The organism is Nodosilinea sp. LEGE 07298, assembly GCF_015207265.1.
In the GTDB taxonomy this organism is placed as follows: domain Bacteria; phylum Cyanobacteriota; class Cyanobacteriia; order Phormidesmidales; family Phormidesmidaceae; genus Nodosilinea.
In genome coordinates this window covers 1-21,222 of sequence record NZ_JADEXE010000094.1, presented here as the reverse complement: position 1 = coordinate 21,222, position 21,222 = coordinate 1, and the positions used below count along the sequence as shown (strand labels likewise).

The following is a 21,222-nucleotide window of genomic DNA, read 5'->3' as shown; positions in this document are numbered from 1 at the left end:
CCCCAAAGATAGGCGGCCAGCACCCAGTGAAACACAATTGGAATCGTGCCTTCCCCCAGCCAGCGGCGCTCTGGGTAGAGGCCCATGGTAATGCCGTAGCGAATCACCATCACCCCGGCGTAGCCGTAGCTAAAGTACTGGAGCGCTTGACCCAAACGGGGGCGAGGCCGCTGAAACCAGCCCCGCCCGTGGGCCAGGTCGCGGTTGATCTTGACCTGGAGCGCCAAAATCAGCAGCTGGCTGGGCAACAGCAGCGGGTAGGGCAGCAGGCCCGAATACCAGTGGGGCATGGGGGGTAAGAAGGGCACCTGGGAAAAGGCCACTAACACCTGACCCAGCACCCGCAGCAAAAATAGCAAGGTCAGCCCCCACAGCCAGGCCACCGGATGGCGACTGGGCCACAACCCATTCCGCCGCAGACCATCAGTGGGGGTGGGCATAGGGCAGCGTCAGCTCGTAGGTTTGCGCGATCGCCTCCGCATCCAGCGGCAGGGGCTGCTGGGTGAGGATAGGCCATTTATACTGCGCCTCCCGCTGACCCTGGGCGATCGCCCAACGCTGGGTCGTCTCTGCCCAGCCTGGCTTCATGCGGTGGAGACAGGGGGCATTTAATCGCTGAGAGGCTCGTTTTTGGGCATATTCAACGTTGTTCTCGGCCAGGGCAGTATCTAGGGCCGACAGCAGTTGCTCAATCCAGTCCTGATCGGGAACTTCCGCCGTTTCCCAGTACAGCTCGTAGCGCATCGCATCGGCATTGGCCACTAGGCGGTAGGGGCCGACGGGCTGGTGAAACTGGCGTTGCAGAGCTGCGATCGCCGCTAGCACATGGTTCACATGCAGCTTCTCCCCGGTCAGGTTGCTCATGTCGCGGCCCTTGCGCAAAAAGGCAACCAGGGGCGATCGGTGATAGAACCCCGTCACCTCCACCACATCGTTGATGTGATAGCGGTAGAGGCCGCCGGGGGTAGTCAGCAAAATCTGGTAGCGCTGCCCCTGCTCTAGCTCATGGCTGAGCAAAATCGGTGGGTTGGCGTGGTCGGCACAGTCTTCGGGAATAAATTCGTAGACATTCAGGGTCAGATCGAGCAGGCCAGTGGGCGTGTTGTTTTGGTAGGGCAGGGTGATGCGGGCCTCACTGGCTAAATAGCCCAGATCGCGAATCGGCAGGGGGCCATAGTCAGCGGTGAGCTGCCGGGCCTGTGCCCCCACCGAGCCGCCCGTCCAGCAGCCCAACAGGTCCATGTGGGGCCAGCAGTCTTGGGGTCGCAGTGCTCCAGTGGTGTGAAAGATCTGCTCTAGCTGCCTGGCCCGCTCGGGCTGGGGGCGTTGAGCGGATAGCCCCTCGCCCCCGGTGCCGTCGTGAATTGCTCGGATTAAAGATTCTGCCTGGTGCGTCATCACCGTAGCCAGCCGCTTGAGGGTGCTGGGATTGGGCGTACAGAGAAAGGACACCTGCCGCGCCAGGGCATAGCGGGCGATCGCCCAGTAGCGGCGATCGTAGTCAGCAATCTCAAACACCTTGTAGGGGATGGCGTAAGTGCGCTGAATCAGGGCCGGAATCTGCTGGTAGATGCGCCCCGATAGGCTGCCGTAGGGAATGCCACCGGGAGTGTAGCCCTCAATCGCCGGGCTGACAATCCCCACCACCGCTCCATTCAAAAACGTCGGATGATCTTGCAGAATGCGGTAGAGCCACTGCCGCATCAGCCGCGACCCGCCCCGCTCTACCCCAGCGGTGACGGGAATATATTTCGGCTGCCCGGTGGTGCCGCTGGTCATGGTAAACATCCGCACTGGCTCATTCACCAGAATCTTCTCCTGCCCAGCGATCATCTGCTCCACATAGGGCCGAAAGCCTTCGTAGTCGCGGATCGGCACCGCCCGGCGATAGTCGAGCGGGGTGCGAATCTGATCAAAGCGGTGCTCGCGGCCAAACTGAGTGTCGCTATGGCGGCTGAGCAACTGGTGCAATAGTCGCTGCTGGGCCAGTTCCGGCTCCTGGGTGGCGGCCTCTAGCTGGTTCTTCAGCCTTCGTCCCTGCCAGCGCAGCCCAAGAGTGTACAGACTGGCCATATCACACCGCCTTAGCTGAGAGTGAAATCGTCTGCTGAGCGTACTTCTCCAGCAGATCATCCTGAATCTCTACCCCCAGCCCTGGCCCCTTCAGCGGTTTCGCCAGACCCTGATGGCCAAAATGGATAGGGCGACGGCTGAGATCTTCGCGCAATAGCAGGCTGCCGTAGGAGCCTTCGCAAAAGCTGATCTCGGGCAAATAGGCCGCCAGGTGCCGCCCCGCAGCGGAGAGAATTGCCGTCTCGCCGACCTGGCAGCCCACCTGCATTTGGATGCCAGCGGCCTGAGCCAGATCGGCGATCGCCAACGTTAGCCCCAGCCCTCCACATTTCGACAGCCGCAGATTAAAGCCTCGACAGGCTTTGGCCGCAATCAGCGCCTCGGCATCTGCCAGGGTAATCAGCGACTCATCGGCCATTTGGGGAATGGCGGTGGCCGCCTGCACCGTCGCCAAAGCTTGGGGGTCGCCGCGCGGAATCATTTGCTCGGCGCTGTCGATGTGGAATTCGGCCAGGGCTTCACAGGTGGCGATCGCACCCTCCACCGAGTAAACCCCATTGCCATCCACCCGCAGCGACACCGCTGGCCCCACCGCCGCCCGAATCGCCGCCAGCCGATCCCAATCCGCCTCTCCGGTGATCTTCACCTTGATATGGGGCAGGCCAAACTGCTTAAAGCGCTTGGCGTGCTTCACCGCGCCCTCAATGCTGCTGGCCGTGATCACGCCGCTGTAGGTGACCGGGTGCCGAGGCGGTAAAAGTTCTCCCAGGGAAACCCCGGCAGATTTGAGCAGACAATCGACCAGGGCTAGCTCAAAACCGCAGCGCGCCGCATTCCAAGCCACTACGCTAGTATCGGCTTCAGCGGCATCCTCTGTCGGCAGGGTCAGCGACTCTAGCCAGGCGATCGCATCCTGCCCTGCCCAGGGAACATAGTCAGTAGCTTGCACCGCAGGCCACAGAGTGCGTTCCATGAATTCCAAACAGCTCGCCACCGTCTCTCCGGTGACGTAGGGCCGGGCCACCGCCTCGCCGTAGCCAACCGTGCCGTCCTCAGCCCGCAGCCGCACCACGATGGAATCTGAACTGCTGCGCGATCGCACGCTGTGGGCAAAGGCTTCCACAAAGGGAATATGCAGGGCAAACAGGGTAGCGTCAACGATTCTCATCGGCAGCTCCAGCGATCGCGGGCAGGTCGGCGAAGTAGCGCTTGATAAAAATGTTTTCGCGAAAGGTAATGTCGAGAATCGTCTCTAGATCCTCGGCCTCAATCTCGTAGTAGGCCAGGTATTGCTCCACACTGTCTAACCCCTCCTCGGCGTGGCGAATATCGACCTCAGAATGGTGGTGAAACCAGACCAGGCTCTCCGGCGGCAGGCCGCGATGGGCCGCCAGCGCCTTGCCGATACGGCTGGCCAGGCGAGAGAGCATCCACTCAAAGCAGGTCACCTCCAGCAGCACCGACAGCCCCAGCTCCTGCATGGTGCCAAACAGCAGCGGGTCGGTGCAGAGCTGCCGAATTTGGGCCTGGGCGGCCTCGGCCAGGTTCGTCTGGCGATCGCGATCAAACCCCGCCGCCGTCGCCAGCACGTACAGCAGATCGGGGTGGCAAATGGCCACCTGATCTAGCCCTAGTTCTTCGAGCAGGTTGTGTTTGATCTGGGGCGCGGCCTCGGGTGGGGCCACCGCGTAGAGAAAGGCCAAAATCTGCGGACTCTTCAGGTGAGTCTGACAGAGGTTAAAAATAAAGGCATCGTACTCTTGCCGGGAGGCCTGTCCCTGCTCCAGACGCTGAAACCAGGGGGAGTCCCCAAAGGCCTTCACCTGGTCTGCATATTGGGTTTCAATCAGGGAACGAATCGACAGGGCGATCATAAAAACCTGCTGATATAAAGCGTTAAAACCAAGCTATCGCTGTCAAGGTGCCTTGATCTATTCGAGGTATTGCAGAGACGCTAAGATTTGATTCGCTGTCTCTGGAGCAATTCTGGTGCAGTCTGGGGCGTCTAGGGTCAGACTGGCCACTCGGTAGTAGGCGCGATCGCCCCTAATCCAGTCTGAGAACAGGATCGGCTCTGGGAAGCCCTCTAGCTCGTTGCCGCCGTCGCTCCAAAACAGCTGATAGGTGTAGTCTTCCATATCTTCTAGGGGCTGAGCGAAGGCGGGGAGCAGGGCGATCGCTTGATGCTCAGGCACCGGGCCGCCAAAGCCTCCCATCGCGGCTTCGACCTCAAAGCAGGTCTGATTGCCGGTGTCAGCCTCAACATGACGGTAGACAATCACATACCCGCCAGAGAAAGCGTCGTCTGAAACGACAGGCGTAACATCTAAACTGGTGGCCTCAAAGCCAGGGGGCACCTCCGTCGGCACCGCCACAGGAATGCCCGCATACTGGAGTGATTCAACCTGCTGGGGGGAAAGCCTGGCCTGAGCCGCTCTATCATTCTGGCTCTGAGCCGTCTGGCCCAGGGCGGCAACAAGGACGACTGCAAGGCTGGTGACTGCAAAGCTGGCAATGGAGTAGACCTTCAGTTTTCTCATGGCAGGCGGCAGGCGGGATAAAGACCAAGATCTACTTCAATTTAAGGAAGGCCGATTCCGGAGATTGTCCATTCATTTAATGAAACTGTCTCAGTGGTACGAGGCGCTGATGCGATGAAGATTTTAGGCGGTCTGACTTTGATGCTGGGTGTTCTGCTGGTTCAGGGATGCAATGCGCTTAGTGTGCTTGGATGTGGCGAATTAAAGTCAAGGGCTACCTTTGGCAGCCACAAACTGTTGGCAGATCAGCGTACGATTCTCTTTGCAGCCGAGCAGGAATATTTCTACTCGTGCGAGTATTGTGCCGAATGTACGCAACGCGTCATATCCAAAGGTAGCTGGGCGATTGGCACCTATGATATTGTCTCCAACCAAGTTAATATTTTGCAGCACTTTCAGAACCGCGATCGCACCAGACAGGCCTGGCGGATTGTCTCTTTGGCTGGTTCAAGGGCTTTAGTACAGGGAGACACCTACTATTTTTTTGACATTCCCACCCGTCAATTAACTCCGCTGCCAATCGAAGCGGAATTGGCGCAACTGAGAACGACTGAGCCATACCCACCTAGCGATCCTCAGCTACTAGATGAAGCAGGGACGCTTTTGGTCACGTTAGATGTCGAGGAAAAGCGGACTTTAAACACCTATGAAGTCGAGTCTTGGGTGCGCCATAGCAATGGCGACTACACGCGATTGGGCCGCCACAGTGACATGAGACAACAGGGAGACAATATTTATTGGTGGGATCTTGAGACTCGTCAGCCTACCGTCTATAGTGTGAAAGCGCAAACGCTTCAGACTATCTCAAAGCAGCAGTATCAGACTGCTTTAGCGAACGCCACAATGCCTGAACCGGCAGTTTACATTCAGCCTCAGGCGCACCCTAGCGCTCACTTGCATATTGGCCGTCGGCAGGGGAATGAGTGGAGGTATGAATTGTCTTCCATCACAGCAGAAGATCTAGATTGGTAGCTTAACAGGTGACAATTGTGCTTCCTTGCAGAGGTACATCCACGACCATCGGGGCTGCTTGGTTAGTTACAAGCCTTTACCTTCTACCGCCGCACCCGCTCTCGAATTCGCCCCGCCAGCTGCTTGGCCTCAGGGATTGGCAACAAAAACGCCCCTACAGTAAATACCAGCAGCCCCACGCCGCCAGGAATTACCAGTTGCAGCGCCAGCACCCCAAAGCCCTCGGTGCCCAGCCAGGTTTCTAGCCATTGCAGCGTTCCCCAGGCGGCGGTGCCAGCGATGAAGCTCAAGAGGGTGAGGAGGGCGATCGCACCCCCCCATTCCCGCAGCGGCAGCCCCCGCAGCCGACGGTGCAAGATCACCGTCAGCGCCAGGGTCGAAAACACATTTACCCCCACCGTGGCCAGCACCAGACCCGGTGCCCCCAGCCAGCGAATGAAGAAAAAGTCCAGCACCCCATTCAGCACAATGTTGATCAGACTGATGCGAAAGGGCGTTTGCCCATCGCCCAGGGCGTAAAACACCCGTACCAGCACGTCCCGCGCCAGGTACACAAACATGCCGATGCCGTAGACCATCAGCACCGAGGTCACTAGATTCGAGGCATCTTCATCAAAGGCTCCCCGCTCGTAGATCACCCGTACAATCGGTAGTGCCAGCACCACAAACAGCGCCCCCAGGGGCAGCATGGTCAGCGCGGTGAACAGCAAACTCTGGCGAATGCGGGTCTTCAGCTCCGGCCAGTTTTCGGGAGCCGCTAGCCGGGCAAACATCGGCAAAAACGGCACCAAAATCACGTTGGAGATGATGCCCAAGGGCGTCTGCACCAGCAAATTCGCGTAGCTCAGCGCCGCCGCCGTGCCCGGAATAAACGAGGCAAAGAATAAATCGGTGAACAGGTTAATTTGCAGCATCCCCGACGATAGGGTGGCGGGCACCAGCACCCGCATCACCTCGCGCACCCCAGGGATCGACCAGTCAAACCGCAGGCGCGGTCGCCCCAGCCCCGACTTCCACAACGCTGGAATTTGCGCCAGCCACTGCAACACCGCGCCGCCTAGGGTGCTGGCAGCCAGCACCGCCCCGCCCAGCAGGTAGAACTCTGGATTGGTGATGTCGCCGCCGATCGCCCCGTAGAGCAGCCCCAGCCCCACCAGCACCGCCCCGCTAGAAAAAATCGGGCTGATCGACGGCAGCCAAAACTGGCTGTCGGCATTCAGCGCCCCAAAGCCAATGCCAATCAGCCCCGCCAGCAGCGCCATGGGCGACATAATCCGCAGCTGGAGCACGGCGATATCGCGGGCGATGGTGTCTGTTTGGGAAAGACCGGGGGCGATCGCATCGATGATCCCCCCTGCCAGCAAAAACAGCAGCACCGACACCCCGATCAGGATTAATCCCACCAGGGTGTTGACCGCCTCGATCAGCTTGGCGGTGTCTTTGCGATCCTGCCGCGCCACCACGCTGACGATCGCGCTGTGAAACGGCCCGTTAATGCCCCCCAGCAAGATCAGCAAAAAGCCGGGGATGATGTAGGCAAAGCTGTAGGCATCGGCCACCGGCCCCACCGCAAAGGCCGCCCCAATCGCCTGCTGCCGAAATAGCCCCACAAACTTGCTGATGATGGTAGCTACGGCCACAATGCCCGCAATATTGGCAAGCGATCGGGAAGGTTTTGCGTCTGACACGGGGCCTCGCAGGGGGTGAACAGCGGAGCCACGGTGGGCATCCAGAACCATCCCCCATTTAACTGCATAATTGAACTAGGTCATGGCTTATTAAACGAACCCAAACCATCCTCTGGGGTTAGCGGGCAAAGCGACCTCAGCCAGGGCGATGGGGTTTATCTTTCGGTCAGCTACGATGCCAGAACGGCTTGAGTTTAGAGGTTTTGAAGCTTGCCTACTTTAGCGAATCAGTGCCGTTCGCATGAGTGGTGGCTATTGGGCCTTAGCCATCCAGAAAGATAATGATTATGACTGGATTTGGAGCGGTAGTCATGACAAGTATGATGCTCTGCTGAAATAATCGCCTCTCATCTATGGTGAACTGTTTTCAACAACTGGCTCAGGTACTCGAATATGGCCCTGCGGTTCTAGCTACCGTTACTGCCGTTAAGGGTTCCGTGCCTCGCGAAGTGGGAGCGAAGCTGGTGGTCGATGCTAAGGGCCAAGCCTTCAACACCATCGGCGGCGGCGCGGGGGAAGCCAGAGTACTGCACCAGGCCCAGGAGGTGCTTAAAACTGGAGAAAAGCAGTTTGTCGAGATTGACCTGTCGGGTTCACCGCATCGGCAAACCCAGGGCGTTTGTGGGGGGCACATGCGAGTGTGGCTTGAACGGTGGCAGGGCGATGTCGCGAGGGGCTTAGCTCAGCAGATTTTGCGGCGGCTTCAGGCTGGGCATGTGGTGACGTTGGTAACGCCTCTGGATAACGTGAATGCACCTTATTTAGCGGAAGCTCCTGTTCAAATTGATTCCGCTATGGTCTTTGTCGAGACCCTGCAACCACCGCCCACCCTGCTGATTGTCGGCGCAGGTCATGTGGGCATTCAGCTCGCTAAGGTTGCCCATCTGATTGGTTTTCAGATTGTGGTGCAAGACGAGCGCCCTGAGTGGGCCAATGCTGAGTATTATCCGCAAGCCAGCCAGATTTTAGCCGAAGGAATTGAAGGGGCGATCGCATCGCTTGCCCATTACCAAAACCTCTACGCCGCTCTTGTGACACGGGGATATACCTACGACTTGGCTGCCCTTCAATCGCTACTTAAGCGCTCCATCCCCTGCCGCTATATTGGCATGATCGGCAGCGAAAAACGGGTAAAGCAGGTCTATGGCGCGATCGCACAGGCAGGTATTTCTAAAGAAAAATTAGCCGCTATCTACGGCCCGATCGGTCTAGATATTGGGGCGCTAACGCCTGAAGAAATTGCCGTTAGCATTGGCGCTGAGTTAATTATGGTGCAGCGGGGCGGCACGGGGCGATCGCTCTCTGAACGCCTGCGCCAGGGCATGAGCACTAGCTAATGCTACGAAAATAAGAATAATCAGGTGAATATGGATTTGATACAGTCTTGTGTCAAATCATATCCACCTGATCCATGGCTAGCTGAGCTAGAAAGGCGATTTAAGCTGTGACTTCAGAAATGAAGATCAACATCTCAAACTAGTATCTAGCCCCCAGGCATAGCGCCAGTTCGGCTGCGAGAATCAATTTTGTCAGCCTTGAAGCTCCACTCTCCATTGCTGTCTTGAATAAAGGTATTTCTTACGGAGTTCCAGGCAACTTCGTGGGCACCGTCTTCGCTCATACCATCGCTCGAAGCAGCATTAAAAGCGGCCATGAAAATTTGCTTAGCCTCCTGGGGCAGCGACTGAGTTTCCTGGGGCAAAGAGTCAGTATTTTCGTAAGGCATGAAGTCTTCTCCTTAGTTATGTCGTAGTTCTTGACCAAACCATAAAATATTGGCACCACTGTCGACCTCCCTCTTTCGCCGTAAAATGGATACCTTTCTTCGCATCCCTAAGACAGGGATCTCTATGGTCGTGAGGTGCTTTCATGCTGCTCAATTAACGGTCATACGGCTATTTCGACTCGCCAGCTCTAACTGTGAATAGACTTAATTTGGTCCTTAAAGAGTTCTTTATCTGACTGACCGTCTAAATCCGACTTTATCTGGCGGCGGTCAAACCCTGACAAGGGCAAGATAGGGCTAACAAATTACGTTTAATTTCTATGGCCACACAAAAAAGCTGGATACCGCGAGCCGCGATCGCCCTGGTTGGCTTTGAGCTGGGGCTAGCCCTGGCCTACCTGGCCATGATTTATCTGCGGGGTGAGGCGGTACCACTGCTTGACCTCAACGGCCTGCGATCGCTGCCCTCCTGGCTACAGGCAGCTCACCTGTTTGCCATCGGGGGCCTGTGTTTGGCGCTGCTGCGGTATCGCCAGCGCATGACCCGCCCGGTTTCTTGGTTTTTGCCCAGTGCCCTGGCGGTGCTCTGCCTCTTTGGCGGTATAGACGAACTGACCAAGCTCCATCTGGCTCTCAACCAGTTCGACTGGAAGCTGATTTATCTGGGCATTTTGATCGCTATTCCGGTTCTAGGGTGGCAAGATTTGACCTGGATCTGGCAACACCATCGCGGCCCAGTACTGTGGGTGCTGGCGGGGGTAGGTGTGTTTCTGCTGGGCGGGTTTGGTGCAGAGGCCATGAAGGGCGCGATCGCCTCAGAGCTGGCTATCCATGCCTCATCCCAAAGTATTTTCTTGGGTGAACACCTCCGCATCACCATCGAAGAATTTGGCGAACTCCTGGGAGAGACCTTGATCCTCTATGGCATGGCTTGCCTGACGCAGCAGGCTTTACCTCTTCAGCTGCGGCTCTATCGTTTTTAGACCCATTCTTCAGAGCCGCTTTGCGCTGTATGGCTATATCTCAGTTTTTTTTGGCTAGTACTTGACCAAGCTGATTTTGACAGGGATCAACCGCTCTGGGTGCAGGGTTCAAAGTATACGGCCCACGGCTCGCCCTGAACCTGAAACCTTTAACCGTATACCTCACGGCTCCGTCATCTTTAGCTTGGCAGTCTAATAGACTGCTTGAGGCTCAGCCCGCTGATCATAAAGATTTTGAAACCAAAGCCCCGCTCAGGGAGCGGCTTACTCTAGCCTAAAACCTAACTACGTAGACTACTCGACTATTCCGATGCCAGTAACGCCTGACCAAGCCACTGAAATTCTTCGCCTTAGGGAAGCCAAAGTTGCCCCCAAACAAATTGCCCGTAAATTGAAGCTAAGACCCGCAGAGGTGACGGCGTTTATTCAAGATCATGCCGAGGAAGCAGACTTAGAAAAGGCTCGATCGGGTGATATTCAATCACTGCAGGAATGTCGAGTTAACCGGGGGGCTGCTGAAAGCCTGCTGGGCTTGAACGGTCGCCAGGGTGATGAAGAGCCTAAAGGGATATGTCAAATCATTGTGGCTCGACAAGAGCTTAATCGCTTTTTAGTGGGCAGTTACCTGGTGGATTATTGGTGCCTGGGCGTCAAGAACACGCTGTCGCCTCGCATTATGGGCCGTAGGGAGTATTCACTACTCCTTGAGAGCTGCCAAGAGCGATTTGAGGAACCGTTTGTAACCATTACTTTAGAGCAGGCCCAGTCCATCGTCTATGGTGCAATTGACTACGCTCGCAACCTCGGGTTTGAACCTCGAGACTTCAGTACCAAAGCCCAAACTCACCTCGGCCTGCGTCCCGAAACACTAATTCCTATTGAGTTTAGTCAAGATGGCCAACCGTTTTTCATGAGTGGCCCCTACGACAATGCCGAACAGGTTATCAAAACCCTAGAAGCCAGTGTGGGTGCCGGAAACTTTCACTATATGGCCGCTATCGGCGGTTTTGGTTCTAATAGTTTGATGTTTGACGATCCAGGGTAAAGCTTTTCTGTTGGCCAGAGATTTGCGGCATAATAGCCGAAAAAATGCTGGTTGGTTATGCGATCGCCCCTCACTACCCTGCCCAAGGCTGAACTCCACATCCACATTGAAGGCTCCCTAGAACCCGAAATGATGGTAGCCCTTGCCCAGCGCAACGGCATCAAACTCCCCTACGACTCGGTAGAGGCGGTGCGGGCGGCCTACCAGTTTGAAAACCTACAATCGTTTCTCGATCTCTACTATGCCGGGGCACAAGTCTTGCAGACCGAGCAAGACTTCTACGACCTCACCTGGGCCTATCTGCAAAAATGCGCCGCTCAGCACGTGCGTCACACCGAAATTTTCTTTGACCCGCAGACCCACTGCGATCGCAACATTCCCTTTGAGGTCGTCCACGGCGGCATCACCCAGGCGCTGCACGATGCCAAGACCCAGCTGGGGGTTTCCTCCGCGCTGATTCTCTGCTTCTTGCGCCACCTCAGCGCCGAAGCCGCCATGGCCACCCTAGAACAAGCCCTACCCTACCGCGACAGCATCATCGCCGTGGGGCTCGATTCCTCGGAGATGGGGCACCCGCCCTCTAAATTTCAGGCCGTGTTCGATCGCGCCAAAGCTGAGGGCTTTCTGACCGTGGCCCACGCGGGCGAAGAGGGGCCTCCAGAGTACATTTGGGAAGCAATTCGCCTGCTCAAGGTATCGCGCATTGACCACGGCGTGCGCTGCGTCGAAGACCCGGCTCTGGTGGAGTACCTGGTCGAGCACCAGATTCCCCTCACGGTGTGCCCCCTATCGAATGTCAAGCTCTGCGTGTTTGACAAGATGGCCCAGCACAACCTCAAACACCTGATGGATCTGGGCCTGTGTGTAACGGTGAACTCTGACGACCCCGCCTACTTTGGCGGCTACCTGGCCGAAAATTTTGACGCTGTAGAGTCGGCCCTAGAGCTAACGCCAGCTCAACTGGTGCAATTGGCCCAAAACTCCTTCAAAGCGTCATTTTTGCTCCCAGCAGAGCAGCAGCCCTACCTACAGGAGCTATCGGCATTTGACTAATACCGAATCCATTTAGTGAGAATACGCATAGGTTGTCCTGTGGTGGGGTCTAGCTGGGGTTTGCTCCAGGAGCGAGGTTCGGCAAAGCCCAGACGGTGAAGAATGGCAATGATCAGGTTCATACCTACAGTGGAACCAATCAGAATCACTCGCACGGGCTCGCGGGTTGGCTCCGTAGGGGTGGGGGTACTGGGCGGTAAGTTGTAGATTTCGGTGTTGGGGATAAATTCTGACATGGTGAAATTGGTAATAGGGGGTAACAATCCAGTTTTTGGGCTCAACCTGGATTTGGGTGCAGCAGGAAATAGCGCGAAGGTCACACAAGACCATCGCAAGGTGAGAAACTGAGTTAGCAAATTAGCAAACTCAGTAACGACAGGGTTAGACCCGTCGTCTGGGCTGTAATCCAGAGGCAATACTGGAAGCTTACTTCCGCTTGAGCACCATGTCAAGCAGTAGACTTCCGGAAGTTGAGTTCCGCAATGTCTGATGAGGCACCGAAACAGCAATCATCACCCCTGAAGCAAATGCGCCAACGGGTGGGTTTGACTCAGGCTGAGTTGGCTAGACGCATTGGAGTGTCTGACCGCGCGGTAAGAGCTTGGGAGAAGGGGGAATACCCTCCGACGTTGACCGTTCCGCAAATGCGATCGCTGTGTAAAGAGTTGGCAATAACATTTGATGAACTGCCTGATGAGTTTGGGCCAAGTCAAACTCTTTAATGCTATTTATCCTTTGATTTACTTTGATAATCTTCTTCCATAAGTGTTCGTGGCTTTGCCATATGCATATCCACTGAGTCCCTTTCATCCATGAAAACTAGATCAATACCCCTCCTCCAACTTATAATTAAGGTGCAAAACTAAGGATTTCAAGAAAAATACTAAAAGGAAGCTTGAAACGTGAATCTTGAAAGTGAGATCAGCAACTACGCAGCCAAGGTGTCAACTGACTCTTATTCAATGTCTGTTGGCGAGTTGTTGTCTATGTATAGAGACGATGAATTAGATTTGCATCCTGAGTTCCAAAGATTTTTTCGTTGGAATATTGAGCAAAAGTCAAAATTTATCGAGTCTTTGCTGTTGGGCATTCCTGTCCCACCCATATTTGTTTCTGAACAACCAAACTCTCGATGGGACGTCATTGATGGCTTACAAAGGCTCTCAACCATTTTTGAAGTCATGGGAGAACTGAAAGATGAAACAAATGGAATCAAAGATCAAATAACACTTACTAGAACCAGATATCTTCCAAGCCTAGAAGGAAAACAGTGGGAATCAGAAGATAAGGAAAAGATACTACCTGAGTCGGCAAAAATAAAGATAAAGCGCTCTAGGCTTGATATTAATATAGTAAAAAATACCAGTGACGAAATTGCGAAATACGAAATATTTCAAAGGTTGAATACGGGCGGTTCAATTGCAACTGATCAAGAAGTTCGCAATTGCGTTCTTATAATGAACAATAGGGATTTGTTTGAATGGATACAAGATCTTAGTTCAGAAGAGGATTTTCGCAATTGCATTTTACTCACGGAGCGAGCGGAAGAGGAAGCCTTTGATCTTGAACTTCTTACACGATTTATTGTTTTTTCTACTAGTAGCGAAGAAAGCTTATCTCGAATAGAGGAGCTTGGAGACTTTCTTACGAATGCAATGATTAGAATAGCAGGTGATGCCAATTTTGACTCAAGTGGAATAAAGCTTGTTTTTGAAAAAACTTTTAATTATCTTTCAACGTATTTGGGTCAAAATAGTTTTCGAAAATTCAACCTCTCGAAAAATTGTTATTATGGAGGGACTCTGGCCTCTTTGTTTGAGGTAGTTGCTGTTGGAATAGGTCGTGAGTTACTGGCAGGCAACGATTTGCCAAAAGCAAATATTTTCTTAGAGAAACATCAATTGCTTGGCAATAATGAGCAGCTTCGGCAATTCACTAAGTCAGGCGTTAGATCATCAACTCGAATCCCCAGAACTATTGCCTTTGGAAAAGAGCTGTTTCATCAATGTCTTTAAAGAGTCAAGAGCAGTTAATTGATTTTCTGGCAGAAAAAAGTCAAATCAGAAGACGTGAGTTGTTTACATTTTCTCAGCTTCTAAAGGCAAAAAGGAAACATGAGTTAAATATTATTTGCCGGAGTTCTATCGTCATTGCTTACGCAAACTGGGAAGGCTTTGTGAAAGAGGCGGCAACTGCATATGTTGACTATGTTGCCTGCAAATCATTAGTTTTTAGTAGGCTCTCACCTAATTTTCAAGCAATTGCTTGTCGAGCTATGCTCTTAGATGCATCTCGTGCTAGCAAGCGTATAACTCCACATTTACAAGTTGTTACCCAGTTTGTTTCTAACTCATCAAAGATAGTACAAATCAATCCTCATTCAGCAATAGATACAGAATCAAATCTTAATTCAGAAGTGCTTGAAAATATTTGCATTACGGTTGGCATTGATTATCACAAGCAATGGTCTACTTGGGGTCCGTTTGTCGATGAATTAGTCAAAACCCGATGTGCAATAGCTCATGGAACTTTGTTGACGCCAGATGACAAATATGCGCTAGAGGCAGTAAAGTTTGTTGAAGAAGCCATCACATGGTTTAAGACAGATATTGAGAACTCTGCTCTTGCTACAAACTTTTGTGTGGATAATCAATCATTTTAGGAAAAGAATGGGATCGAATTACTGCGCTCCAAAGTTCTTGAGTGTGGGTGTTAACATCGCTCCTCAGGAAAGATTTCAAAGCTTTGGTTCCCTAGTTTGAGGGGAACTAGGGACATGCCATACTTGCGTTGAGTAACGCATTCAAAAGTGGCGAACGGCCCAAAATTGCAAGACGCTGAGAATGCTGTCTAGACTCAGCACCGACAGCACGCTACCGGCGCTGCCAACGCTCAAAATGCTGCCTGCACTGCCAATGCTCAAGATACTCCCCGCGCTGCCGATGCTGAGAATGCTGCCGGTGCTGCCAATGCTAAGAATGCTGCCCGCGCTGCCCAGACTTAACAAGCTAAAGTAACTACCTCGGCTTAAAATAGCGCGATGCCTCAAGGCAACGGCGCGACCATTGGCAGGGGTAGAGATGGTTTGCTGTCGTTCAAACATGTTGCGGTAGCTTGCTCAAGCTTGGGTGCGGGAAGCGGTTTCTTATAAAACCAGATCAAACAGTTTAAGTGGGTGGGTCAATTCAAACGTAGGATGGGTTAGCGACAGCGTAACCCATGCGGGCGTTAGGTTTCGTGCCTCAACCCCAACCTACATCGACTTATATTTAATTGCGCTTGCCTACTTAGCTGTCCTCAATGCGGCCAGCCTTTACGGTCAAAATCTGCGATGAGGTCATCCATTGGCTACCGAAAGCTCCCAGGTGGGTGGTGGTGATAATGGTTTGAAAGCGGTCTTGAATCGCCTCCAGCAGCTGATTCTGGCGGTTTAGGTCTAGCTCGGCCAGCACGTCGTCGAGCAAGAGCAGGGGCGGTTCACCCACCACCTCGTCGATCAGGTGCAGCTCCGCCAGCTTGAGGGCCAGAACTAAGGTGCGCTGCTGACCTTGCGAACCGTACTGGCGGCTGGGGGTGTCGTTGATGGCAAACTCAATATCGTCGCGGTGGGGGCCAACCAGGCTGGTGCGCTGGTGCTGCTCGGCGATCGCACGCAGTTTAATCTTCTCCAAAAAGCTAGCCTGAATCACCTGGGGGTCATCCTCGGCTATGGGCACGTTGGGCTGGTAGTGAATCTGCAAGTCTTCGCGCTGACCGCTAATTGCCTGGTGCCACTGGTGGGCGATCGGGGCCAACCGCGCGATCGCCCTGGCCCGCCGCCGAATCACCCGAGTCCCCAGGGCCGCCAGTTGGGCATCCCACAGGGCAAACTCGGTAGCATCAATGGATTGCCCAGATTCCCCCTCATCGTCGCCGTAGGACTTCTTGATCAGGGCGTTGCGCTGCTTCAGCACCTGGTTGTACTGACTGAGAATGTGGGCATAGACTGGCTCTAGCTGAATCAGCAATGTATCGAGCCATGTGCGCCGTTCCCCCGGCCCGCCCCGTACCAGGTCGAGATCGAGGCTAGAAAACTGCACCGCGTTGAGGGCACCGAGAAAGTCGAGCTGTCGCCGCAGCTTTTCGCCATTGAGAATAGCCGTACGCCGCCCTGCCTGCCGCAGCACCAGCGAGAGATCGGCCATCCCCAGATCTCGCCGCACCGAGGCGCTGATTTGGGCAGCGGGCTGGTCTTGCTGCACGAGGTCGCGATCGCGGCTGGTCCGGTGCGACTTTAGCGTCGCCAGCAGCTCTACTGCCTCCAGCAGGTTCGACTTGCCCTGGGCATTTTCGCCCACCAAAATCGTCTTAGGAGCGGCAAAGTCGATCTGCTGCTCGCCATAGTTGCGAAAGTGCCTGAGCGATAGATGGGTAAGGTACAAGGGCGCAAGTTGAGGCTTGACTTGGTTTAGGATACAGGACGGCACCGATGCCTCGCTCATCTCCGTGAACTATGGGTTTACCCACCTTTCAAAATCCGGCCCTGCTGCGGCAGGCGCTTACCCACAGCAGCTACGCCAACGAACACCCTGCCGAAGGCCCCGACTACGAGCGGCTGGAGTTTTTGGGCGACAGCATTTTAGAGTTTGTGGTGCGAGATCTGCTGTTTGCCCGCTATTCCCACATAAGCGTAGGGGAAATGTCGAGGCGATGCGATCGCCTAGTGGATGAGCCTTGCCTGGCGAAGTTAGCGGTAGAGATGGGTATTCCAGCTCGCATGCGCTTAGGGGCGGGGGCACAGCACGAGCGCAACAACCCCAGCGTTCAGGCCGATATGTTTGAAGCGGTAATTGGCGCTTACCGCTTAGATGCTGGCATTGCAGCCGCCCACAGCCATGTCGAGACAGTCTTTGGCCCGCTCGTCGATCGCGTCCTAAATCTTCGAGTCATCGATCCCGTAACCGAGCTGCAAGAGTATGTGCAGGCCCACCTGGGTGGTGCTTTGCCCAGCTACGTCGAAAAGGATCGCCTTGGCCCTGACCACGCCAAAATGTTCGTTTTAGAAGTGTGGATCGGTGGCACCAGCTACGGCGTTGGCCAAGGGCGTAGCATCAAAGACGCGCGCAAAAATGCCGCTAGTGAAGCACTGAGGAGGCTAAAGCGATGAAGGCAGCAATTTTAGGTTGTGGGTATGTCGGTAAGGCTGTAGCTCAGCTGTGGAATAGTCAGGGTGTCGAGGTTACGGCCACAACCACCAGCCCCAATCGAGTTGACGACTTACAAAAGATTGCGGCAGCAGTACAGGTCGTAAATGGGTCAGATGCCGAGGGAATGGCGGCTCTGCTGCAAGGCCAAGACACCCTACTCATGTGCGTGGGGGCCGGTCGGCAGGCCAACTACGAAGAAACGTATCTAAATACGGCCAAAACTGTCGTGGAGGCTCTGGCTCAAGCTCCGAACCTGAAGCAAGTTATTTTTACCAGTACTTACTCGGTTTACGGCAATTACGCGGGGATCTGGGTGAGAGAAGATGACCCCGCCAAGCCTGCCACCGACAACGGGCGCACGATGGCAGAGACCGAAAAAACGCTATTGCAAGCTGCTACGCCTGATCGAAACGTCTGCATCTTTCGCCTCGGCGGTATCTACGGCCCAGGGCGGGAACTGGCCAAAATCTACAGCCGCGCCGCCGGACAGACCCGCCCCGGTGCTGGGAACGAAGCTAGCAACTGGGTGCATCTCGATGACATTGTGGGGGCGATCGCCCATGCCCAAACTCACTCACTCAGCGGCATCTACAACCTGGTGCAAGACGAAATCCCCACCGTGCGCGAGCTGATCGATCGCGTCTGCACCGCCAACCATCTCGACCCTGTGCAGTGGGACCCGTCTCAGCCCAGCGCTCGGCCCTACAACGTGCGGGTGTCAAACCAGAAGCTCAAGGCAGCGGGCTATGAGTTTCGCCATCCGCGTTTTGAGGGCATTTAGGGCATCGCTCTAGAACCCGGGTTTCTGTTGGGGTGTGTCAATGAGCTGGCAAGTGCGGCTAAGAAACCCGGGTTCTTAGCGGCCCAAAAACTCAATGCTGGCCAAGTGCAGCTTGCCCTGAGTGGCCTGGTCAAACACTAGCTCCACACTGGTTAGTGCCGCCAGGTCAACACCAGCGAACTGCCCTAGGGGAATACGGAGAGAACTAGGGTAGAGAGGGGCGGTGTGGCCGTGGGTAGGGTCAGGCTCAAACTGCCGCAGGGCAGGTACCATCGAGGGAATTTCGACCCGCGCCGCGCCGCCCTGCTGGTCGTGCAGCACCACCGCAAACACCGGTCGCCCCTGGGCAACGGGCCAGGATGGGTCGGGGACGAGGCGCAGCTCCAGGCTGGCAAAATCGCTGGCGTTGGTGTTCTCCAGAGGCACTTGCAGCTGTTGAGGGATAGCACTCCACTCCAGGGTGAGCAGGTCTGGAAAGTGGGGGTAGGGCCGAGGCGAGCCATCGCAAGCCGTTAGCGCCTGACAAAATTTTGCCTCTAAGCCAGCCGTGAGCGTGACCACAGGAGCTGCCTTGGCGTGAAACACGGTATGGCGCTGAGCCGCAGGCGCTACCAGCGTCGTGAGCACCGATTGTCCGAATATTTCCGCTGAAGCCGCTCGATGAGCCGCTAGCCCTACCTGGGCCAGGGCCAAATCATCCCCTGGAGTGGCCCAAACGGTTTGCAGAAAGGCTGTGGTGTACTGAGCCAAGAAATTTTCCTGGGCCACCCGCGACAGGCGATCGCGCGATCGCTGCGGGTTGCACAGCTGGCCATTGTTGGGCTGACGGTAGTAGTCATCCTCCTCAACGGCAGCGCTGAAATAGTGGTGATTTGCCCCAGGCAGCAGAATGCCCAAGACAGGGCTAGTGCGGAGCTGCTGCCGAGCGGTTTCGACGTAATACAGGCTGCTGAGGTCAAAAATGTCGCGATCGCACCCTCCCGCGATCACCGCTGTCGGCACATCCGGCAGCTGGTAGGCGTCGGGTCGCTGGGCGATCGCATAGCTGCGGGTGGGGCTAACTAGCACCAGGGCTGCGATCGGGCCTAGCCCGCCCGCAATTTTGGCCTGAAGCGATGCAGCCGAGTTTATATGGAGCCGCTGAATGGCGCTTAGCGTCGCTGCCCCACCTCCCATTGAGTGGCCAACCATCGCCAGCCGGGTTAGATCAATTCGCCCCGTCAGGGACAGGCCAAAGCCAGGGTCATCACCGCGATCGGCCTGGGCCAAGCGGTTTAGGTGGGCATCGATAATTTGGCCACTGCGCTGATCAGCCAGTTCGTTGCGATTATCGGCGGTGGCTCCGTAGGTTTCGCTGAAGGCGGCATTCAGGTTGGGAATAATTACGCCGTAGCCCACCTCAGCTAAAGCCTGCGCCAGGTAGGCAAAGCCCAGATCAAAGCGAGGCTCAGGGTCGCAGGGCCACTGACTGGTGGCATCGGGGTTAAAGTGGCACCCGGCGTGGCGACCGTGGAGGATAACTATCCAGGGTACAGGGAAGTTGCCGGGGGGCAGCGCGATCGCCCCCGTCAGCGCCAGCGGCATCGTCTCAAAAGCTGTGTCTACGTCCGTCTGGGTTAGGCTGGCCATACCCAAGTCGTAGGATTTCACCAAGGGAAAATCGGCTAGATCGGGGATGAGCGCAGCACCGAAGGGTGGCGAAATCGCTAGTCCTGACCCCAGCATTCCCCCCAAGCTCAGCAACAGGCCGAAGATTACTCCAGCCAAAAACCTACTCACCCCTCCGACTAAAGAGCAAGGCCCTAAAGGCTTGGTCACTAGGCCTTTAGGGCCTTGCTCTAGCCTAATAGCCGTAGCTCCACCGGGCTCGGTAGCCACGCATATCAATATGAGTAAATACCGAAGAACTGGCCAAACCACCCCGGCTACCCCACCAGCCATTCAAGCGGGCATAGACATCAGAGCACCGTACGCCAGGTACTACAAAATCCACGGCATCCCCCGATATGTGGCGCGACATAGAGGCTCCTCCGACCGCCCTATTAGTGGCCGGATCACGGTACCAGGAGTTAATTTGCAGCGGCTTATCGCCGTACATCTTGCGAATTTCTTCCATGGCGTCGGCCACTTTTAAGATGTTGTAGACCACGCCGGCACTGGCTGGGCGACGATACCTACCCGTGCTGGGGTTGACGTGCAGCGCCTCACCCCAGGTAAAGTTGCCCCGCACCCCGTAGCGGTTTTTAGGCTGAATTGGAAAGTTTGAGAAATAGGTGCCCGAAAACCCAGGAAAGGTTAGCGCCACGCCCCGGTCTGCCGGGTTAGCAGGCTGCCCTGGCCCCTGATCGGTAGGATGATTGCCAATTTCAGTTCCAGCAATCTGAATATCAGGTATGTAGGCATACCAGGCTGTACGGTTCTGAGGGCCTAAAAAGGCTCCCTGTAGGGCCACCCGCACGTGATTATTCTCGGGCTGAGCGTAGGAATTAACCAGGAATGTGGTTCCTTTTTTTACCAGCACTTTCTCGGCGTCGGAGAGCTGGCTCGACTGTACGGGGCGCGCTTTGAAGATGGTGTCGCCGGTAACTTCCAGGGTCTGACGGTTGCCGTCTACCTTAGTGTCTGGGCTGTAGACGTACCACCTGGTGTTGACTTCGGCCCCTACTACGGCGTCGGCTAGGTCAACTTCGTAGTGGTCGCCCGCCGCTGGCTTAAAGGCCAATAGCCTCAGCTGAGTGCCATTTTTAACGAATACCTTTTGAGCCTCGCCCAGCTGGGAGGAAATCTTGGGTTCGGTCTTAAACAGAGTGTCGCTGATGACGCGCAGCCGAACGCCAGTTAGTACATCAATATCGGGGGTATAGACAAACCAGGTGCGGTTGGTTTTATCGCCCAGAGTGGGTTCGAGCAGCTGAATCTGCCAGTGGTTTTTGCCCACGTCGATGTAGTACTGAATGTCGAGGGTGGTGCCGTTGGTAACCAGCACCTTCTCGGCATCGGTTAGCTCGCTGGCCAGCTTGGGCTGCAACTTAAAGTAGGTGGTGCTTTTTACGCGCAGCGTGAGGTTTCTCGCCGGTTCGGGGGCGGGGTCTTCTCCCGAACCGGGTGCTTCGGGATCGGTACCGCCGCCCGTGGGGGGAGGTATAACTTCGTCGGGTGGGGGCACCACTTCATC

At 55.3% G+C, this 21,222-nt stretch carries 22 protein-coding genes; 10 read left to right on the top strand and 12 right to left on the bottom strand.

Annotated features, from left to right (window positions below):
• The 5 genes from IQ273_RS14465 to IQ273_RS14445 all read right to left on the bottom strand — a co-directional run.
• Nucleotides 1-440 (bottom strand): hypothetical protein (locus IQ273_RS14465; RefSeq protein ID WP_194023883.1); only part of this gene is annotated, 440 nt, incomplete at its 3' end.
• Complete coding sequence (locus IQ273_RS14460) at nt 424-2,073, bottom strand: GH3 auxin-responsive promoter family protein (RefSeq protein WP_194023882.1); 1,650 nt, start codon at nt 2,071-2,073, stop codon at nt 424-426. The genes IQ273_RS14465 and IQ273_RS14460, both read right to left, overlap by 17 nt.
• A 1-nt stretch (nt 2,074) precedes the next feature.
• The gene (locus tag IQ273_RS14455; protein WP_194023881.1) at nt 2,075-3,241 is read right to left on the bottom strand and encodes a mandelate racemase/muconate lactonizing enzyme family protein; all 1,167 of its coding nucleotides are present in this window, start codon (nt 3,239-3,241) and stop codon (nt 2,075-2,077) included.
• Nucleotides 3,228-3,947: an iron-containing redox enzyme family protein gene (locus tag IQ273_RS14450; RefSeq protein WP_194023880.1), complete on the bottom strand. Its 720-nt coding sequence runs from the start codon at nt 3,945-3,947 to the stop codon at nt 3,228-3,230. Before IQ273_RS14450 ends, IQ273_RS14455 begins: the two co-directional genes overlap by 14 nt.
• A 57-nt stretch (nt 3,948-4,004) precedes the next feature.
• On the bottom strand, nt 4,005-4,613 hold the full coding sequence (locus tag IQ273_RS14445) for a hypothetical protein (protein ID WP_194023879.1): 609 nt from the start codon (nt 4,611-4,613) through the stop codon (nt 4,005-4,007).
• A gap of 114 nt (nt 4,614-4,727) precedes the next feature.
• Here IQ273_RS14445 and IQ273_RS14440 point away from each other — a divergent pair, with 114 nt between their 5' ends.
• On the top strand, nt 4,728-5,585 hold the full coding sequence (locus tag IQ273_RS14440) for a hypothetical protein (RefSeq protein ID WP_194023878.1): 858 nt from the start codon (nt 4,728-4,730) through the stop codon (nt 5,583-5,585).
• Between the two features lie 83 nt (nt 5,586-5,668).
• On the opposite strand, the gene murJ is transcribed toward IQ273_RS14440, so the two are convergent.
• Entirely contained in the window at nt 5,669-7,273 is a 1,605-nt protein-coding gene (gene murJ, locus IQ273_RS14435; RefSeq protein ID WP_194023877.1) for a murein biosynthesis integral membrane protein MurJ, read from the bottom strand.
• 353 nt (nt 7,274-7,626) lie between these two features.
• Here murJ and IQ273_RS14430 point away from each other — a divergent pair, with 353 nt between their 5' ends.
• Nucleotides 7,627-8,610 (top strand): XdhC family protein, encoded by a 984-nt coding sequence (locus tag IQ273_RS14430; protein ID WP_194023876.1) that lies wholly within the window; start codon nt 7,627-7,629, stop codon nt 8,608-8,610.
• A gap of 146 nt (nt 8,611-8,756) precedes the next feature.
• Here the strand turns inward: IQ273_RS14430 and IQ273_RS14425 are convergent, their stop codons facing one another.
• Nucleotides 8,757-8,999, bottom strand: a complete 243-nt coding sequence (locus IQ273_RS14425; RefSeq protein ID WP_194023875.1) for a ChaB family protein — start codon at nt 8,997-8,999, stop codon at nt 8,757-8,759.
• Nucleotides 9,000-9,319: 320 nt separating this feature from the next.
• On the opposite strand from IQ273_RS14425, the gene IQ273_RS14420 reads away from it, so the two are divergent.
• The 3 genes from IQ273_RS14420 to IQ273_RS14410 all read left to right on the top strand — a co-directional run bounded on the left by IQ273_RS14420 (nt 9,320) and on the right by IQ273_RS14410 (nt 12,080).
• Nucleotides 9,320-9,982 (top strand): hypothetical protein, encoded by a 663-nt coding sequence (locus IQ273_RS14420; RefSeq protein WP_194023874.1) that lies wholly within the window; start codon nt 9,320-9,322, stop codon nt 9,980-9,982.
• Between the two features lie 310 nt (nt 9,983-10,292).
• Entirely contained in the window at nt 10,293-11,027 is a 735-nt protein-coding gene (locus tag IQ273_RS14415; protein WP_194023873.1) for a DNA-binding response regulator, read from the top strand.
• A 57-nt stretch (nt 11,028-11,084) separates the two neighbouring features.
• Nucleotides 11,085-12,080, top strand: a complete 996-nt coding sequence (locus IQ273_RS14410; protein ID WP_194023872.1) for an adenosine deaminase — start codon at nt 11,085-11,087, stop codon at nt 12,078-12,080.
• Here IQ273_RS14410 and IQ273_RS14405 read toward each other — a convergent pair.
• Complete coding sequence (locus tag IQ273_RS14405) at nt 12,077-12,316, bottom strand: hypothetical protein (RefSeq protein WP_194023871.1); 240 nt, start codon at nt 12,314-12,316, stop codon at nt 12,077-12,079. The genes IQ273_RS14410 and IQ273_RS14405 overlap by 4 nt on opposite strands.
• A gap of 246 nt (nt 12,317-12,562) precedes the next feature.
• Between IQ273_RS14405 and IQ273_RS35780 the strand changes: the two genes are divergently transcribed.
• From IQ273_RS35780 to IQ273_RS14390, 3 genes are all read left to right on the top strand, one after another.
• On the top strand, nt 12,563-12,802 hold the full coding sequence (locus IQ273_RS35780) for a helix-turn-helix transcriptional regulator (RefSeq protein ID WP_194023870.1): 240 nt from the start codon (nt 12,563-12,565) through the stop codon (nt 12,800-12,802).
• Between the two features lie 180 nt (nt 12,803-12,982).
• Nucleotides 12,983-14,095, top strand: a complete 1,113-nt coding sequence (locus IQ273_RS14395) for a DUF262 domain-containing protein (RefSeq protein WP_313898117.1) — start codon at nt 12,983-12,985, stop codon at nt 14,093-14,095.
• The gene (locus tag IQ273_RS14390; RefSeq protein WP_194023868.1) at nt 14,086-14,742 is read left to right on the top strand and encodes an MAE_28990/MAE_18760 family HEPN-like nuclease; all 657 of its coding nucleotides are present in this window, start codon (nt 14,086-14,088) and stop codon (nt 14,740-14,742) included. Before IQ273_RS14395 ends, IQ273_RS14390 begins: the two co-directional genes overlap by 10 nt.
• Nucleotides 14,743-14,883: 141 nt before the next feature.
• On the opposite strand, the gene IQ273_RS14385 is transcribed toward IQ273_RS14390, so the two are convergent.
• Both IQ273_RS14385 and recF read right to left on the bottom strand, forming a co-directional pair.
• The gene (locus IQ273_RS14385; protein ID WP_228053027.1) at nt 14,884-15,183 is read right to left on the bottom strand and encodes a hypothetical protein; all 300 of its coding nucleotides are present in this window, start codon (nt 15,181-15,183) and stop codon (nt 14,884-14,886) included.
• A 184-nt stretch (nt 15,184-15,367) separates the two neighbouring features.
• Entirely contained in the window at nt 15,368-16,501 is a 1,134-nt protein-coding gene (gene recF, locus IQ273_RS14380; RefSeq protein WP_194023867.1) for a DNA replication/repair protein RecF, read from the bottom strand.
• Between the two features lie 71 nt (nt 16,502-16,572).
• Here recF and rnc point away from each other — a divergent pair, with 71 nt between their 5' ends.
• On the top strand, nt 16,573-17,226 hold the full coding sequence (gene rnc / locus IQ273_RS14375) for a ribonuclease III (RefSeq protein ID WP_194023866.1): 654 nt from the start codon (nt 16,573-16,575) through the stop codon (nt 17,224-17,226).
• Nucleotides 17,223-18,047, top strand: a complete 825-nt coding sequence (locus IQ273_RS14370) for an SDR family oxidoreductase (protein ID WP_194023865.1) — start codon at nt 17,223-17,225, stop codon at nt 18,045-18,047. The genes rnc and IQ273_RS14370 overlap by 4 nt, the downstream gene beginning before the upstream one ends.
• A gap of 75 nt (nt 18,048-18,122) precedes the next feature.
• Here IQ273_RS14370 and IQ273_RS14365 read toward each other — a convergent pair whose 3' ends face one another.
• Together IQ273_RS14365 and IQ273_RS14360 are read right to left on the bottom strand one after the other, a co-directional pair.
• Nucleotides 18,123-19,814, bottom strand: a complete 1,692-nt coding sequence (locus IQ273_RS14365) for a hypothetical protein (protein WP_194023864.1) — start codon at nt 19,812-19,814, stop codon at nt 18,123-18,125.
• 76 nt (nt 19,815-19,890) lie between these two features.
• The coding region (locus tag IQ273_RS14360; protein ID WP_228053025.1) for a D-Ala-D-Ala carboxypeptidase family metallohydrolase at nt 19,891-21,222 on the bottom strand (1,332 nt) is incomplete at its 5' end.